17 protein-coding genes and 1 tRNA gene are annotated in these 16,396 nt (G+C 67.4%); 9 read left to right on the top strand and 9 right to left on the bottom strand.

The features are described from left to right. The first annotated feature begins 88 nt into the window (after positions 1–88). The 4 genes from QMQ26_RS08325 to QMQ26_RS08310 all read left to right on the top strand — a co-directional run bounded on the left by QMQ26_RS08325 (position 89) and on the right by QMQ26_RS08310 (position 3,857). Entirely contained in the window at positions 89–1,174 is a 1,086-nt protein-coding gene (locus QMQ26_RS08325; protein ID WP_282205262.1) for a ferritin-like domain-containing protein, read from the top strand. 63 nt (positions 1,175–1,237) lie between these two features. After that, complete coding sequence (locus QMQ26_RS08320; protein ID WP_199846946.1) at positions 1,238–2,701, top strand: DHA2 family efflux MFS transporter permease subunit; 1,464 nt, start codon at positions 1,238–1,240, stop codon at positions 2,699–2,701. Next, positions 2,698–3,456, top strand: coding sequence for an SDR family NAD(P)-dependent oxidoreductase (locus QMQ26_RS08315; RefSeq protein ID WP_100835532.1), 759 nt, complete (start codon positions 2,698–2,700; stop codon positions 3,454–3,456). The genes QMQ26_RS08320 and QMQ26_RS08315 overlap by 4 nt, the downstream gene beginning before the upstream one ends. A 125-nt stretch (positions 3,457–3,581) precedes the next feature. Next, complete coding sequence (locus QMQ26_RS08310; protein WP_100835531.1) at positions 3,582–3,857, top strand: hypothetical protein; 276 nt, start codon at positions 3,582–3,584, stop codon at positions 3,855–3,857. Positions 3,858–5,219: 1,362 nt separating this feature from the next. On the opposite strand, the gene QMQ26_RS38210 is transcribed toward QMQ26_RS08310, so the two are convergent. After that, positions 5,220–5,357: a hypothetical protein gene (locus tag QMQ26_RS38210; RefSeq protein ID WP_404814160.1), complete on the bottom strand. Its 138-nt coding sequence runs from the start codon at positions 5,355–5,357 to the stop codon at positions 5,220–5,222. Positions 5,358–5,790: 433 nt separating this feature from the next. Beyond that, positions 5,791–6,270, bottom strand: coding sequence for a hypothetical protein (locus QMQ26_RS08305; RefSeq protein ID WP_282205261.1), 480 nt, complete (start codon positions 6,268–6,270; stop codon positions 5,791–5,793). 219 nt (positions 6,271–6,489) lie between these two features. On the opposite strand from QMQ26_RS08305, the gene QMQ26_RS08300 reads away from it, so the two are divergent. Together QMQ26_RS08300 and QMQ26_RS08295 are read left to right on the top strand one after the other, a co-directional pair. Next, positions 6,490–7,242: a helix-turn-helix domain-containing protein gene (locus QMQ26_RS08300; protein WP_404814095.1), complete on the top strand. Its 753-nt coding sequence runs from the start codon at positions 6,490–6,492 to the stop codon at positions 7,240–7,242. Continuing rightward, positions 7,205–7,438, top strand: a complete 234-nt coding sequence (locus tag QMQ26_RS08295) for a DUF397 domain-containing protein (protein ID WP_404814159.1) — start codon at positions 7,205–7,207, stop codon at positions 7,436–7,438. The genes QMQ26_RS08300 and QMQ26_RS08295 overlap by 38 nt, the downstream gene beginning before the upstream one ends. 59 nt (positions 7,439–7,497) lie before the next feature. Here QMQ26_RS08295 and QMQ26_RS08290 read toward each other — a convergent pair whose 3' ends face one another. The 5 genes from QMQ26_RS08290 to QMQ26_RS08270 all read right to left on the bottom strand — a co-directional run bounded on the left by QMQ26_RS08290 (position 7,498) and on the right by QMQ26_RS08270 (position 12,381). Then, positions 7,498–8,850, bottom strand: coding sequence for a DUF3987 domain-containing protein (locus QMQ26_RS08290; protein ID WP_282205258.1), 1,353 nt, complete (start codon positions 8,848–8,850; stop codon positions 7,498–7,500). An 81-nt stretch (positions 8,851–8,931) separates the two neighbouring features. Beyond that, entirely contained in the window at positions 8,932–9,675 is a 744-nt protein-coding gene (locus QMQ26_RS08285) for an Lsr2 family DNA-binding protein (RefSeq protein ID WP_282205257.1), read from the bottom strand. Between the two features lie 581 nt (positions 9,676–10,256). Then, complete coding sequence (locus QMQ26_RS08280) at positions 10,257–11,162, bottom strand: phage major capsid protein (protein WP_282205256.1); 906 nt, start codon at positions 11,160–11,162, stop codon at positions 10,257–10,259. Positions 11,163–11,177: 15 nt separating this feature from the next. Next, positions 11,178–11,492 (bottom strand): hypothetical protein, encoded by a 315-nt coding sequence (locus tag QMQ26_RS08275; protein WP_282205255.1) that lies wholly within the window; start codon positions 11,490–11,492, stop codon positions 11,178–11,180. Positions 11,493–12,210: 718 nt separating this feature from the next. Continuing rightward, positions 12,211–12,381, bottom strand: coding sequence for a helix-turn-helix domain-containing protein (locus tag QMQ26_RS08270; RefSeq protein ID WP_282205254.1), 171 nt, complete (start codon positions 12,379–12,381; stop codon positions 12,211–12,213). A gap of 137 nt (positions 12,382–12,518) precedes the next feature. Here QMQ26_RS08270 and QMQ26_RS08265 point away from each other — a divergent pair, with 137 nt between their 5' ends. Next, a complete protein-coding gene (locus QMQ26_RS08265) occupies positions 12,519–13,112 on the top strand; it encodes a hypothetical protein (protein ID WP_282205253.1) in 594 nt (197 codons plus the stop codon). 40 nt (positions 13,113–13,152) lie between these two features. Next, positions 13,153–14,397 (top strand): tyrosine-type recombinase/integrase, encoded by a 1,245-nt coding sequence (locus QMQ26_RS08260; RefSeq protein WP_282205252.1) that lies wholly within the window; start codon positions 13,153–13,155, stop codon positions 14,395–14,397. Between the two features lie 88 nt (positions 14,398–14,485). On the opposite strand, the gene QMQ26_RS08255 is transcribed toward QMQ26_RS08260, so the two are convergent. Then, positions 14,486–14,573: transfer RNA gene (locus QMQ26_RS08255), tRNA-Leu, on the bottom strand. A 454-nt stretch (positions 14,574–15,027) separates the two neighbouring features. Here QMQ26_RS08255 and QMQ26_RS08250 point away from each other — a divergent pair. Next, positions 15,028–15,567, top strand: coding sequence for an ATP-binding protein (locus tag QMQ26_RS08250; protein ID WP_282205251.1), 540 nt, complete (start codon positions 15,028–15,030; stop codon positions 15,565–15,567). Between the two features lie 34 nt (positions 15,568–15,601). On the opposite strand, the gene idi is transcribed toward QMQ26_RS08250, so the two are convergent. Continuing rightward, entirely contained in the window at positions 15,602–16,207 is a 606-nt protein-coding gene (gene idi / locus QMQ26_RS08245) for an isopentenyl-diphosphate Delta-isomerase (protein WP_233533623.1), read from the bottom strand. Positions 16,208–16,396: the final 189 nt, after the last annotated feature.

Raw genomic sequence — 16,396 nt, 5'->3', positions numbered from 1 at the left:
AGGGTTGATCCAGACTTGACGCGTACTCGGGCTGCCCTCGGCAGCGCGGCCGTGACCGCCCGGCCAGCCTTTCCCTGGAGGGGAACTCGTGAGCACTCGCATGTACGCACTCCCGGTCGAACAGACGAGGTGGGAGGTCCCCGGTGGCGCCACCACGGTCTTCGACTGGGAGTACGACGAAGGCCGTGACCGCCTGCTCAACCTGTACGAGAAGGGCAAGCAGAAGCAGTGGGACGCCGCCGACCGCCTCGACTGGTCCATCGAGGTCGACGTCAACGACCCGATGGGCGTCCCTGAGCAGACCATCGCGATCTACGGCTCCCGGGTCTGGGACAAGCTCAGCCAGGCCGAACGCGGCACCGTGCGCCACCACTTGACGGCCTGGCAGTTCTCCCAGTTCCTGCACGGCGAGCAGGGCGCGCTGATCTGCTCCTCGAAGATCGTCCACACCGTGCCCGACCTGGACTCCAAGTTCTACGCGGCGACCCAGGTGATGGACGAGGCCCGGCACGTCGAGGTCTACTCCCGCTACCTGCGCGAGAAGCTCCAGCTCGCCTACCCGATCAACCCCGGCCTCAAGGCCCTGCTGAACGACGTCATCTCCGACTCCCGCTGGGACATGACCTACCTCGGCATGCAGGTGCTGATCGAGGGCCTCGCGCTGGCGGCCTTCGGCCTGATCCGCGACACCGCCACCGAGCCGCTCGCCCAGGCCCTCAACACCTACGTCATGCAGGACGAGGCCCGCCACGTCGCCTTCGGCCGGCTCGCGCTGCGCGACTACTACCCGCACCTCACCTCCGCCGAGCGGGCCGAGCGCGAGGAGTTCTGCACCGAGGCCTGCCACCTGATGCGGCAGCGGTTCATCGGCGAGGAGGTCTGGCGCAACCTCGACGTCGACGCCGACGAGTGCATGGAGTTCATGAAGAACTCGGTGCACTTCAAGACCTTCCAGAGCCACCTGTTCTCCCGCATAGTGCCGACCCTCAAGGACATCGGCCTGTTCGGCGACAAGATGCGGGCGACCTTCGCCGACATCGGCATCATCGGCTACGAGAACCACGACATCGAGTCGCTGATGGAACAGGACGAGAAGATCGCCGGCGACCTCGACCGGGCCCGCATCCTCCAGGTCGAACAGGCCATCAAGCTCGGTGCGCGCGAAGAGGACTGACCGCGCGCCACCTCCGGGGGGCCGACCGCCCCGCCCGCGTCCACGACACAGGAGTACCAAGCAGTGACGACGCCCGCACCCACCCGCACCGCGCGGGAGTACCGGCTGGTGACCCTGACGGCGTCGGGAGGAACCTTCCTCGCGATGCTCGACTCGACCGTCACCAACCTGGCCGTTCCCAAGCTCCACCACGACTTCCCGGCCGCGTCGCTGACACAGCTCTCCTGGGTCATCACCGGGTACGCGGTCATGTTCGCCGCGCTGCTGGCCCCCGCGGGCCGGCTCGCCGACGTGCTCGGCCGACGGCGCCTGTTCGTCTTCGGCATCGGCGCCTTCACCGTCGCCTCGCTGCTCTGCGCCCTCGCCCCGAACATCCCGGTGCTGATCGGCATGCGGATGCTCCAGGGCATCGGCGCGGCGGCGATGATCCCCGCCTCGCTCGCCATCCTGCTGCTCGACGGCCCGGCCGACGGCCGGGTCAAGTCGATCGGCCTGTGGAGCGCGGCCTCCGCGCTGGCCGCCGCCGTCGGCCCGACCGTCGGCGGCATCCTGGTCGACCAGCTCGGCTGGCGCTCGGTGTTCTACATCAACCTGCCCTTCGGCGTCCTGCTCACCGTCTCGGCGCTGCGCCTGCTCGCCCCGGCCCCCCGCCCGGAGGGCTCCCGGCTGCCCGACCCGCTGGGCACCGTGCTGATGGCGGTCGGCGTCGGCCTGCTCACCCTCGGCGTCACCGAGGGCGTGACCTGGGGCTGGCTGTCCGTCAAGACCGTCGTGGTGCTGGTGGCCGGCCTGGCCGCCCTCGCCCTGGCGCTGCTGCGCTCCACCAGCCACCCGGTGCCCGCCGTCGAGATGTCGCTGTTCCGCAACGGGGGCTTCGCCGCCACCAACGTGGTCTCGCTGCTCTACGGCATGGCCCAGTACCCGTGGCTGCTGGTCGGCGTGCTCTACATCACCGACCTGTGGCGGTACTCCGAGATGCAGGCCGGCCTGGCGATGACCCCCGGCGCCATCTTCGCCTCCGTCGCGGCCCTCAACATGGGCAAGATCGCCCCGAAGATCGGCGGCCCGCGCGGCGTCACCCTGCTCGGCCTGGTGGCGATCCTGGCCTGCGGCTTCCTGATGATCTTCGGCCTCACCAGCCACGCGGCCTTCCTCGCGCTCTGGCTGCCGGCCGGCTTCATCGTCGGCATCGGCATGGGCGCCACCACCATGGGCACCTCCAGCGCCGCCGCGTTCTCCGCCCCGCCGACCAAGTTCGCGGTCGGCAGCGGCGTCAACACCACCTCCCGGCAGTTCGGCGGCGCCCTCGGCATCGCCGCCCTCGCCGTCATCATGCAGAACAGCGCCACCGCGGACGGCGGCCACACCCTGGACTCCTACCGCAACGTCTACATCTTCTGCACCGTGGTGGTCGCCCTGGCCCTGGTGGTCAGCTTCATCTGGCTGAAACTGACCCCGCCGGCCGCCCCGGCCCCCGCCGCCCCGGCCGCGCCCGCCGGCGACAAGGCCAAGGAGGGCGCCCGGTGACGACCGCCCCCGGCGGTCCGAGCGGCGCGGTCGCGCCGGTGGCCCTGGTCACCGGCGCGACCCGCGGCCTGGGCCGGGAGATCGCCCGGCAGCTGGCCGAACGCGGCTACACCGTGTTCGCCGCCGCCCGCGACGAGGAGCGCGGCCGGCGGACGGCCGCCGAACTGGCCGCCGCCGGCGACGTCCGCCCGCTGCGGCTCGACGTCACCGACCACGACTCGGTCCGGGCCGCCGCCGAGGCGGTCGCCGCCGAGTCCGACCGGCTCGACCTGCTGGTCAACAACGCCGGCATCACCGGCATCCCGCGCGGCACCCTGCGCCCGGTCGAGGACCTGACCGTCGACGACCTGCGCGCCGTCCTGGAGACCAACCTGGTCGGCCCGTTCGCGGTCACCCAGGCCCTGCTCCCGCTGCTGCGCAAGGCGTCCGGCCGGGTGGTCAACCTGACCAGCTCGCTCGCCACCTTCGCCCGCACCGGCCCCGGCACCCCGCCCGGCCGCCCCGACCTGCTCCCCTACAACGTCTCCAAGGCCGGCCTGAACATGGCCACCGTGCTCTACGCGGCCGCCCTCCGCGACAGCGGCGTCACCGTCCACGCGGTCTCCCCGGGCTTCGTCGCCACCGACATGAACAACCACACCGGCACCAGGACCGCCGAGGAGGGCGCCGCCGCCGTCCTGCGCCTCGCCACCACCCCGGCCGACGAACTCCCCGACCGCTCCTTCCTCACCGAGGGCGGCCCCATCCCCTGGTGAACAGCCACCCCCCCGGTGTCCGGAGCGGCGGCTCCGACCCCCGTCCCGGACACCGGCCCCGGCGGTCCACCACCGTCCGCCCGACAGGTGCTGCCGCCCCTCCCGAACCCCTACGATGCACGTCTGTGGCTGACGAGGAGTTGCGGGCGGCACGGGCGAAGGCCGGTGAACTCGCCGCGGAATTAAGCACGTTGCTGGGTGAACGCCCCTCGGTGACCTGGACCGGGGGCGGCGCGGTCCGCGTGGCCGTCCGCGTCCGCGGAACCGACGACCGCGAGTCGACCACGGCCGTCCTCGGCGTCCTCGCCAAGGGCGACCGCTTCGGCCACCGCAGGACCCAGGGCCGGGAGTACCTCTGGCTCGAAGTGGGCGGCGTACCCACCAGGGACGACGACTGGTGACGGCGGGGCCGGCCACCGGTCGGTAAGTGGCCGGCCCCGCCGTCACCACCCGGAAAAGCAAGAAGACCCCTGATCGACAGGGGTCTTCGCTGGTGTCCGAGGGGGGACTTGAACTCTCGCCTCGGGCACCAGCCTTTGTTAGTTCTGACCTGCGAAAACGCCTCTAAGGACCCGCCTACCCGACCACTTGGCTTCCTGGCCCGACCTGGGCGTTTCCGAGTGCTTCGGACCGCTGTTGGTCATGGGTTGGTCACGTGACCCGACGCACGACAGAGCCCCGCCCGCTACTGCTCGTGCGGACGGGGCCCGGGACGGCAAGGATCAGCTACGTCGTGCGGGTGCCTGCCCGGTTGCGTCACAGTCTTCACAGACCCACTGGAGAACCTGAGGCTGCTCCCTTTTGGGCTGCAATCGCTGTTCTTCGGGGCTGAGGGGGTTGTCGAGAACTTCCTCGATATAGCCAAATCCCTTGCATTTCCCGCAGTACATTACTGATCCTTTCTTGCCCCTAGTTGTGCTCGATGCGCCCTTGCCCGCCGCATGACGTGCACTGCCAGCGCATGCCGTCGCTGTCGGTGGTCCACCCGGTCCCGCCGCACGGGCTACACGGGGTGGTGCCGTCCGCAGTGGCTCGGCGGTGGTTCTTGTCCAGCGTACGTGCGGAGCTGGTGTTCGCGGGCGCGTCCAACGCAGCAACTGCCATGATCCATCCTTTCTGTTGGCGGAGTGGTGCGATGGTGCCCCGTCCCGGCCGGGTCTTGGCAGATCAGCAGCCGGGACGGGAGATTTGGTGTCCGCCCCGGAGGTTCCAGCAGCTCCGGGGCGGACGTGGTGTCGAACCCTGTTCCTCATCCCCATGCGACCTCAGAGGTTCGACCCCCCGCCCACACAAGGATGATGGGCGGAGCTTGTTACCGGTCCAGCCAGGACGAACCGCGCGAAGGCGCGTTGCACACGGGGCCGGAACGGGAGTAATGGCGGCCGTCCTGGTCTGCCAAGGGGAAGGCACCAGGACGGCCGGGTACGCATCCGCATGCGCACCCCTCCGCCAGGTGGGACTGGCGGAAGTCGAATCAGAGAGAAGAAGCTTCCGGGTGTCGCTGGGACCAGCTCAGCCGCTGCGCTTCCTCCCGGCCCCGGACGTGAACGCCCCAACGCCTGAACCAGGCTTTCAGCCAGTTCTCCGAGCAGCCGATCGAACTCGCCACGCTCTGCATCGTCTCCCCGCCGTTGTAGCGCTCAGTCCACTCCGCGCGCTGCTCGGGCGTGGGATCGGGCCGACGAGGCTGGGGGACGCGAGTCTTGGTTTCTGCGGTTGCCAAAGCCATGGTTCCTCGATGAGTTTTATCCAATGGAATCAGATCATGAGGTGCGGTTGTGCTGCCGCTTCCACCTCAAGGAGTTCGCCTCTGCCTTTCCTCGCAAGGGGACGCCCCATGTCTTGAACCACATTCGAATCCACCTGTAAGAGCGGCCAGTGGATATGGATATGGAATTCATCGATTCCCCGGATTGGTAGCGCTTAATCCACTGCTCGCGCTCTTTGTTTGAGGGCTCGGGAAATGGGGGCCTGCCCATCGATGTTGCTCCTCGCGGAAACTCAGGTGGTCAAGAAATCGGCTTCGGAGGATTGAGTGGAGCGCGCACGCGCCGCAGAAGCTGACCAATCGGCGAGTCGAGACGTCTCGATGCGCCTCTCATGGCGATGGTGCTCAACTACAGCCGTCATATCCTGTTCCATCTCGGCCCAGTGCCAGCGGCAGAGGAACAGCGCCAGCTCACCGCCGGACTCCGTGGTGACCGCTCCGGCGGGCGCTACGTCCCGTACCAGTCGACACCGCCAGCACCAGCCCGCTGACCACCTCAGGCACTTCGGCACCACTGGCGGTCGGCCGACCGCCAGCACCGAAGCCAGATCGATTGCCACGGGCGATCACCCCGTCAGTCTGCTGGCCCTGGGCCGGATGAACCCCGCCCGCACCAGGTCATCGACTCGGGGGTGACGCACCGAGGTTCGCCCGACGCTCCACGGCTCGCCCCCGTCGGCCGGGATGAGTACCAGTTCCCCCGATTCATTCATTCGGGAGAACTCGCCCAGGCGCTCCGTTCCCACCTCCACCAGCAGCTCGCCCTGTTCGGGGGTCCAGAACTGCATGACCGGCTCGGCGAACTCCTCGCCCTCCGCGGCCCGCAGGTACGGGGCCCCGGTCCAGGCGACCGATGCGAGTCTGCCGGCCACGTCCGGAACGACGCCGCCGAGCTGCACCAGGTACTCACCGGTGACCGTCTTCTCCACCGCCAGCGACGGAAGCCGGATGCCGGCCGAGCGAAGGGCCTCCTGCACGCCCTCGTACGCCCTCTGAGCAAGGGCCCGTCTCTGATGGTCCAACTGGTCAAGCAGGGAGTTGGTCATGGTCATGGTGGCGTACCCGTCTCGCTCGCTGATGCTCCGCTTCGTCGCTCTCTGTGCCTCAAGCATCGACGTTCCGCCGCAGAGCCGGTAGCTTTTGAAGTCTCTAGTTGTCTGGACTTTAAAAGGAGAACACTCTTGGTGCGCCGAACAGTTGATCCAACGTTATCTCCGCTGCATGCCCTAGCCGTGCAACTCACCAGGTCAAGGGAGGTGCGGGGCTTGACCCAAGTAGAGCTTGCCCGAGCGATCCAGTACAGCAACGTCTACATCTCGAATGTGGAAGGAGCCAAACAGTCCCCGAGTTTAAAATTCGTAGAGCTGGTCGATGCCGCCCTTGAAACTGACGGCACGCTCCTGCTCCTCTACTGGAGCTGGCGCAGGGGCTCGCTGTTGCCCGGCTTCCCGGAGTACCTGCCGCTTGAGCAGCGCGCGATTGGCATGCGGATCTTCGAAAGTGATCTTGTGCCTGGCATGTTGCAAGAACCGGGGTACAGCGCCGCGTACGAGGACGCCGCAGTTCGGCGGGGCGAGTCAACACGCGCACAGGCTGATGAGCGACTTGCCCTACTGGCTCGGCGTCAGCTCAAGTTGGACGCTGGCACGCCCATACACGTGGTGCTGGACGAAGCGGCCCTGCGACGTCCGATCGGCGGGACGGCAGTCATGGTTCAACAGCTCCGCCACCTCGAAGCGCTGAGTGCCCGGCCGAACGTGGTCCTCCAAATCGCGCCTCGACACCTCGCAGAAGACCGACCTCTGTCCCACCCGGTGACGATCCTGACTCTTCCGAACCGGGCGATGGTCGGATACACGGAGACGTTGCAGCGTGGATACTTGGAGCAGGATGCCGACACCGTGTCTACATGGCTCAGCCGATACGATCGACTCCAGGTCAACGCCCTTGGGCAACAGGAAACCCTGGCCTTGATCCGTGATGTACGGAAGGAAACGGAACGCGATGCCGCAGCATGACCTCCCTGACACTGCTACTGCCTGGCGCAAATCGTCATACTCGAATGGTCAGGGGGGTTGCGTCGAGGTGGACGACCTTCACCCGGGCCATGTCCGGGACTCCAAGGACCCGCAGGGGCCGGTTCTGGTGTTCCCGGCCGCAGCCTGGGCGGCCTTCGTCACTGCCGCTACCGCTGGCGAGTTCGGCGAGGTCTGAAGCAGCACCAAATGAAAGAAGCCCCGGCCTTGTTGGCCGGGGCTTCTTTGCTTCGAGCGTTAGAGCAGGGACAGGAACGGGTTTACCGCCGTGGTCGGTTGTGGGCGGAGTGAGGGCGCGTGGGCGGGCGTCGGGTTGGCAGGTGTGGCCGGGCGGTAGGTGTCGATACGGACGACCGTGGCCGCGGGTTCGTCACGCTGGGTTCGCGGCCGGCCGAGCGGAGCGTGACCGGGCTGGTCGTCGGAGAGGGTGTAGACGGTGGCCGGGCGGCCCAGGCCGGAGCGGTCAAGGGTGACCTTCACCCCGGGCAGTGCCTTGACCTCTTCGGCGGTGGCACCGACGAACGGCAGCAGTTCGGAGGACCGTGCCCGGCCGCCGTGCATCTCGATGCGGGCCCGGACCTTCTCCGCCAGGGTAGGTATCCGGCGGGTGGGCTTGGTGGCCTCAGCGCCGCCGGTGATGCCGACCGCGCAGCGGACGCTGTGGCGCACGAGGGAGAACGCGGCGGACAGTCGGGCGTGGGTGATGGTCTCGGACTGCTCGGAAGCGGCGAGGCAGGCCGCCACCCGGATGGTTTGTTCGGCGGTGCGCTCGACGTAGACGGCCTGGCTCTCGGGCAAGGTCTCGGAGATGATGCGGGCGTAGCGGCGGATGGTCTTCCAGAGCTGTCGGGCGTCCTCTCCGAGGCTGATCACGCGGTTGCGGGCGGCGGCCCAGGCGTAGGCGTCGGCAAGGTCCCAGCCGTTCACCTCCGGCAGAGTGGACGACTCGTCGTCCAGCATCGGGACCGAGCGCAGGGTGAAGGGCATGATGCGGTTGTAGGACCCTCCGGCCGCCTCGGTGTCACCGACGTACTTGGTCCAGTCGGAAGGGGTGATGTGGGTGTGCAGCACCACGGCCGGGTCCTCCACGGCCTGAGCACCTTCTTTCGTGGTGTTCCTTATCGCCGCACCGTCCCAGGCACTCCGCAGCTTGGCCGTGAATGACGGGTCACGCCTCACCCGGCGCAGCACCTCGGACCACTCCTCTTCGACGACCAGGGCCCGCACGTCCCGTCCGGCCTCCGTCTCCTCCGTGGCCTCTGCCTGCTCAGCCAGGTAGTTGACCAGGGAAGCGCCGGAGGTGATGCCGGAGGTGGTGTTCACTTCGAGGAACCGGCCGATGGCCGGGCGCACGATGTGCTGAGCGGCCCGCAGCGCGGTGCCCTTGCCCTTGCCGGTACCGCCCACCAAGGCCGACCACACCAGCGCGGGACGGGAGTTGCTCCGGCTGGATACCTTGACCCGCTGCCCGATGGCGGCGGACCACATGCTGAGCGCCGCCACGTAGATACCGATCGGATCGCACTCCACGTACGGGCTAACCTTCTCGACGGCCCGTCCGATGGGGCCGTACAGGGTGATGGTGCTCATGCCGCTCTCTCCAGTTGGTTGCTTGCAAGGGGCGGCCGGAGCCCTTCCGGCCGCCGTGGGTGACGTACGGTCAGAACAGGGTCAGGCTGCTGAGAGGGATTCCGGGGCGGTGGACGTGCTCCGCGTGGTGTTGGCCGCCCGCCATGCCTGGGTGATGTTGATCGGGATGCGCCCCTTGGCGGGCAGGTTGTACCCGTTGGCGTGCGCCCAGGCGCGGATCATGCGGTTGCGCTCACGGTCGCTCATCACGGCCTGAGCGTCCTTGCGAACCGGCTGGGGGAGCGGGTCACCGCCCTTGAACTCTCCAGCGCACACAGCGTCACGGAACGCACCTGGACGGGTCGCGTCGAAGCACGGGATGCCGAACTCAACTGCGTCTTGCAGCTTCTTGGTTGCCCGCTCCGCGCCCTCACCGCAGATGATCAGTACGGTGCTGGAGTCGGCACGCCCCACCACCTCATAGCCCAGGTTGCGGACTGCTTCCCTGGCGTCGTCCCACTCGTACCCCGGGATCTCCCCGGACACCAGCACGGTTGGACGAACCTCCGGCTCAGCCTCGGTCATGTCCTCTTCGGTGTCGTCCTGGTCGTCCTGCACTACGACGGTGTCAGCGGCCTCCGGCTCCACGGCAACGGTGCCGGGCTCGGCCGGTACGCCCAGCGCATCCAGCAGGTAGCGGCTGAAGACAGCGCAGTGTTCCGGGCACAGGTCCCATGCGTGACCGGCGAGAGTCAGGGACTCCACTGCTGCTACTTCGCTGCCGTCCCGAGCTATGTGGGCATCGCAGAAGACACGCTCAACAGGTACCAGGACAGTCGTGCGCATGGGGTTTCTTCATTCCTTTGTGGAGAGAGTTCCAGTGATTCAGCCGGAGCCTTGCACTTACGGCTGCGATTCGCGCCCACCGGCCCGACCGGCGAACAACTCGATCATCCCACCCGAAACGCCACGCAGACCTCAGATTGCCATCACGACTGCATTTCTTCTAGATAACTACATGATAAAGCATATGGGGGTAATGCTTGATTGGAAGGAATGTGGACCCACCGGGGGTGCCTTCCTCGCACCGTGTACGGGTTTCAAATTTTCACAAGTTCACAAGCGCCCCCGTCCTTGAGTTCTTCGGGGATGCCACTCGTGGCAATGGGGTGCACCAGAGTCGAATTCAATGAAAATGTGGGGCAGATTTAAGGCTGAGAGTCATCGAACTTTCCATCAAATGTGTGGTGTCGGTCTCAGTTTCACTCTCTGGCGGCCGATAGTTGAGGATCTGACACATACATAGCGCCCGCGGGCATGCCTGTTCCTGCTGGCCGGCCGATCTGGAGTTGCCCGAGCCAAGTTGCCGGGCCGCAAATAAAGATAAGGGCCCCGCCGGATGGCGGGGCCCTTATCAATTCCTACTGTCAGGCAGGCCACTCGACGGCGGCCTTGACGATTCCCTTAGTCGGAAGAAGTTCATCGTATGTGCGGTCAGGCTTCGGGGTGTCCAGGCCGGGATACCGAACGATGCGGCCACCGAACAAATGAAGTGTGTCAATGAAATTCGCCCGGTACTTCTCGCTGAGGCCCTGCCGGAAGCCATTGAACTGGGAAGCGAACGTGGCAAATTCGGAGTGTCCGGCCACAATATCAGCGCCCTGGGGCATGGCCGTGGTGGACAGGACCGTGAATCCCGCCAGGCGCGCCACGACGCCGTTCGCGGTCACCCCGGCCTCACCGTAGGCCCCGGCGTTCGCAATCGCCGGATGCTCGACCAGGAATCGCTTCACGCGGGGCGAGACGACCACGTAGCGGCCGTCAGGGATGTCGTGGTCGTCCAAGGCCAGCATCATGTCCAGGACGGCGCTGTAGAGCGCCTGAGGGGCGCTTCCGGTGGTGGCCTTAACGTTGGGCATGGGGGTGGCTGTGGAGGCGATGACGCGGCCCATGAAAGCATCGGCCTCCCGGGCCAGGGCGCGCACCATCTGCCGGTTGATCGGGGTGTCCATGGCCCCAGCTACCTGGATGCGCTCAATGTCTTCCACCAGCAGCTGTAGATACTTTGCCTCGGTGATTTCGAGCTTCTGCTCGACCGTCTCCGGCCGCTGGGCCGTCATGCCATCCGGCAGCTTGTAGTCACCCACGGTCGGAGTCGAAAGGCTGTTGATGTGGACAGTGTCACCCTGCTTCTTGATGGCCCCTTCATACTTCCGGTTAGCGACGATATCCGATGCCCATACGAGCAGAGGGTCGAACTGTTCGATAAGTGCGGCATCCCAGATTTCGGGAATGAAGGTTGTAGTGCCGGGGCTCTGGTACGTGTAGGTCATATGGCCTCTTTCTGGTTATCGGTTGCGAACGTCATAGGGCTTCATCTGGTAGTGGGTGAATCCGCCTTGGCGGCCCAGGCCGAGATCCTGGGCGAATACCGGCTCCTTGGGCGGGGCGAAAGGCTCAATGATCTCGGCCACCGCATCGGCTCGGACCGTTCCGTCGGCGTTGCAAATCTTCGAATAATCGAGGTACTGGAGGTAGCTGTCCGGAACGTGAGCACCGAGCAGCTTGGCCGCAGTCCGGATCTCAATGATGGCCAGCCTGATTGCATACGCGCGGGAAGCTTCTGCGCGCATCGCCTCGGTGCTGTTCGTGGTATCGGTCATGTCAGAAATTCCTTTCAGCGCTTGCGGGCGTCGAGTGAAACGGAAGGGAAGGACGGGGCTCCGCCCCGGTGGTAACCGGCACCCGCGAGTTGGGCGAACTCCGGTTCGCTGTTGGCGCGAGCTGCGGACAGGAGAACGTCAATGGCCTCCTGAAGGGGCTGGCCGCCCTCTCCGAGGAGCTTTGACGGGTCAATGAGATCCATCAGGCCATCAGGAATTTTCACGCCCTCCTGGGCCGCCTGGAGCTTGATCTCGGCCTGGGCCAGCCGAACGGCGAACTCGCGGTGAACCTCCTCCCAGATGGCCTGGGAAGAGTCGGGGGCCTGCGGTGCCTCGGCGGGTGCCTGCTCCGCGGTTTCGGTCTGGTTCTCGGTCAGGGTGAACCTCCAGTAGAAGTGGACGGGCCCCGGGGGATGGTGGGCCGGGGCTGATTGGGGCTAACTAACTCTCACTTAGGATGTATGTGTCAGGAGGGCTCCGAATGGACACCAGTTCAGCTAGATGTGAGGTGTCCCACTCTTTCGGCGAAGGCATCCATCTGCCCGTGGATTGACACATACATCTTTTATGTGGGGGTTCTATATACCCCCCACATGACTACTGTTCTGGCCGCCCCCGAGAGCGGCCGAGACATGTTCAGGTAGTGGTTCTGTGTCCGCCCTTCAAAGGGGCGGCTTCAGAGTTCATGGAAGAGGGAGTGGCCCAGGCTGGGTTGCCGCTACGCGGCCTGCCGGTCCACCCAGGCTTCGAGGTCCTTCGGCCGGCACCGGAGTGCCTGCCCGACCCTGCGGAACGGGATGCCCGCCTCCCGCCAGTTGGCGTAGACCCAACTCTTGGGGCGGTTGAGGTAGTTGGCTACCTCGTCCACGGTCATGAGGCTGTTGCCCAAGTGCGCTCCTCGCTGTGTCCCGATGGTGGGCGTCTTCTGTGGCCGTTCTCCGGCCTGTCCTCACCACACCACTTCCGAACATGTGGCAGCAAGTTCATTATCGGTGATGCGTGTCACTTGTCCGAACCTGGCGCAGGATGTTCGGGATGATCTATGGTCGTGCCATGACTTCACGAACAAACGAACCTGACCCACAGCCCGAGTGGCAGCGACAGGGCGATGACCTGGTGTGGCTCGGCTTCTACGGGCCCTGGCGGGTGGCGGCCCGATGCCCCTCGGGAGCCCCGTTCACCGGCCCGTCTGAGCTGACCATCCGGCTGGCCGTCGGCGGCAGTGACGAGGAGATCGATCAGGCCATGGCCCAGGCGCTGGAAACGGACGGCATTCCGGCGAGCCTGCTGCGGCAGATCCCCTTCGCGGAGATCAAGGCCCAGGCCCGTGCCGAGATGGCCCGTGCGGCCGAGCATGACACTGCTCGACCCTGGCCGGTCCCGGAGCGCTGTCGCACCGACCAGGACTACGCACTGCTGGTGGCCGAACTGGTCCGTATGAGGGCAACCGGCACCACCGCCCCCCAGGGCGAGTTGGCGGCCCGCCTGGGCATCGGCAAGGCCACCATGTCCGAGCGCGTCAGGCGCGCCCGGGAACTGGGCCTGTGGGACGGCAAACAACTCACCGCCAAGGCAAGCACGTTGCTCGCCGAATGGCAGAACGAACAAGAGGAGCAGTAGCAGAAGTGGCGAAGCGCGGAAACGGGCTCGGGGGACTCCGGTGGAGATCCCGCGCAAGGGGAGGCCCAACACCTGGGGAGTGCGCACCCCGCTACACCTCAACCCGGCGACCGGAAAGAAGGAGAGGCACTGGATAGGCCGCGAGTACGGCACCAAGACCGAGGCGGAGAGGGCTCTTCGCAAGTGGCACACCGAGCACGAGGAAGGCGACCTCACCCCGCGTTCGGACATGACCGTGGCTCAGCTCATGGACCGGTGGCTGTCCAAGCACCGGGGAGAGAAGACGACTACCAAGGGCTACGAGCCGAAGGTGAGGCTGCACATCAAGCCCCACATAGGAGAGGAGAAGGTGGTGGAGGTGACGGACGAGAGGCTGGACGACTTCTACCGGATGCTGGAGACCCAGCCGTGCCCGACCAACAAGGGCAAGCCGCTTGGGCCGAAGTCGGTCCGCCACATCCACAACGCCATCTCTGCGGCCTTCGAGACCATCACCGGTCCGAGGCGGCTGCTGAAGGTCAACCCGGCGCACACCGCCAACCCTCCGACAGAGCGTCAGATCAAGGCGGCAGAGCCGGACTTCCCGACCCTCAACGACCAGGAGACGGCGCAGTTCCTCGCCGAGATATGGAAGCCGTGCGGGAACCGGGCCTGTGACGACGGGCTGACTCATCACTGCCTGCGGGACGCCCCGCTGTGGACCGCCTACGCGGCCACCTCGTGCCGCCGCAGCGAAGTCCTGGGCTGGATGTGGGACCTCATCAACTGGGATGAGGGCTCCATCGAACTGGCCTGGGTGGTGGTCGAGGAGGGCAACACCTACCGGCTCCGGAAGCTCACCAAGGACGGCGACGACAACGCCGTCATCTACGTGGACCAGGCCCTGATGAACGTCCTCAAGTGGCAGCGGGAGCGCCAGCGGCAGGAGAGGGCTCTTCTCGGGGCGGCCTGGGTGGACCACGGCCTGGTCTTCGCCCGGGACGGGTTCAAACTCCACAAGGGCAAGGAGGCCGGAGGGCCCCAGGACCCGGAGAAGGTGTCGGCCCGATGGCGGACGGCCCGCAACCGCATGCGCCTGCCGGAAGACTTCCGGTTGCACGACTTGCGGGCATCGAAGATCACAAACGACCTCGACAACCACGAGAATCCGGTAGAGGTCTCCGCCAACGCCCGGCACCACTCGCCGGGCTACACGATGGCTCGCTACGGCCGCCGTCGTGCCGAGGGAGCGAAGAAGCTGGCGGCATCAAGCGCCGGCCGAATTGGCCTCACATCCCTGGTCTGACCAGGGGACTTCCTGGGCCGTTGGTCACGTGGTTGGTCACGCCACTGCCCGGAAAAGCAAAAAACCCCTGATCAACAGGGGTCTGTGCTGGTGTCCGAGGGGGGACTTGAACCCCCACGCCCGATAAAGGGCACTAGCACCTCAAGCTAGCGCGTCTGCCATTCCGCCACCCGGACCGGGTGTTCACCTCAGGGCTTCCTCGCGGCTGCCCCCTGGCGACAGAGAGAACACTACCAGGCCCGGGGAGTGCTTCTCACCTGCGTTTTAGGGGGCCGGGACGGCCGCCGCGCGGCGAACGGGACGGAACCGGACAAGCCGGGCGGCGAGGCGGTGGCCCGGCGGGTGATTGCGCTGGTGGGCGGGGGCGCGGGCGATTTCGGACGGGCGTTCTGGCGGCAACAGTGGGCCCGCGGCGGGACGGTACCGGCCAGGACGGCGCAGAACGCGTACCGAATCGGTCGGGAACCTTCACGACACGCGTAGTTCCAGTCCCGGTGCGGGTCGCCGGGGAGTGCTCTCCTAGCCTCTGTGCACCAGGGAGCCTTGAGCGGAACGCCCGATTCCCGACAGCCGCCGCCGGTCGGATCCCGGCGCGGGAGCCTCCCGTCACCGCGTGAAGGGCGGCATGCAGTGGAACAGACGGACAAGGCGGTCCCCGACGCCGCGAGCTGGTGGCCGGGCCGCGCGCCCGGTCCCCGGCCCGCGCCGGCCCCGGAGACCGGGGTGTGGCGCTTCTCGGCGCTCTCCCACGAGGCGTCGGTGCCGCGCACCCGGCACGCGGTGCGCGACCGGCTGCTGGCCCAGGGGATGGCGGGGGAGCGCTACCAGGAGCTGGTGGACGACCTGCTGCTGATCGTCTCCGAGCTGGTCTCCAACGCCGTCACGCACGCGGCGGTGCTCTCGCCCGAGGTGGTGTGCGAGCTGGCCATCGGCGCGGACCGGGTGCGGATCTCGGTGGTGGACGGCCACCCGTACCGCCCCAAGGCGCAGGAGAACGACCCGGCCCGGCCGGGCGGGCGCGGGCTGCTGCTGGTCAAGAGCATCACCCTGCAGGCGGGCGGCGAGTGCGACGTGGAGCGCACCGAGGACGGCGGCAAGGTGATCTGGGCCAGCCTGCCGCTGCCCGCCGCCGGGGCGGGCCCGGAGGCCGACCCCGACGACGACAACTGAGACGGCCACCCGACCGGACGGGCCGGGGCCGCTCCTACCAGTCGTGCCCGGCGATCTCCCGGATGCCCGGCAGCGCGGCCTCGAAGACCGTCTCGAACCACACCGAGAACGGCTTCCCGGCCCGCAGCTCGCGCAGCTCCGCCGCGGTCACGAACCGGGTGTCCTCGATCTCCTCCGGGTCCGGCTCCAGCTCGGCGGTGACCAGCCCGACGAACAGGTGGTTCCACTCCCGCTCGATCAGCCCGGACGCCTCGTCGGGCAGGTCGTAGCGGACGGTGCCCGCCTCGCAGAGCAGGGCCGGCGCGGCGCCCAGCTCCTCCGCGGTGCGGCGGGCGGCGGCGGTGAAGGGCTGCTCGCCCGGGTAGGGGTGGCCGCAGCAGGTGTTCGACCAGACGCCGGGGGAGTGGTACTTGCCGAGGGCCCGGCGCTGGAGCAGCAGCCGGCCCTGGCGGTCGAAGAGGAAGACCGAGAACGCCCGGTGCAGCCGGCCCGGCTGCTGGTGCGCCCAGAGCTTCTCGCCGGTCCCGATGGTCGCGCCGTCGTCGTCGACCAGTTCCAGCAGGATCTCGCCGGGCGCGGCCGAGGGCGGGGGAGCCAGTTCCGGCGAGAGGGGCTCGGTCGGGCTGACGGCAGGGCTCATGGGCACAATGCCCCTTTCGGCACGTGGACCGGGGCCGCCGCCCGGGCCGTGCGGTCCGCGGCTGCCCGCCCCGGTCCTTGGGGTCGGCTGCACGCGCGTCGGCCCGGACCGGCCGGTCCGGGCGACGGCGTCGGGGCCCAAGTCTGCCGCATGCCCCACCCGTCGCGGGGCCGCGACGCACACCCCGGG

Source organism: Kitasatospora fiedleri (assembly GCF_948472415.1).
Classification (GTDB): Bacteria; Actinomycetota; Actinomycetes; order Streptomycetales; family Streptomycetaceae; genus Kitasatospora; species Kitasatospora fiedleri.
Note: the sequence above shows the minus strand (reverse complement) of the source record. Positions and strands in the feature narration are given on the sequence as shown.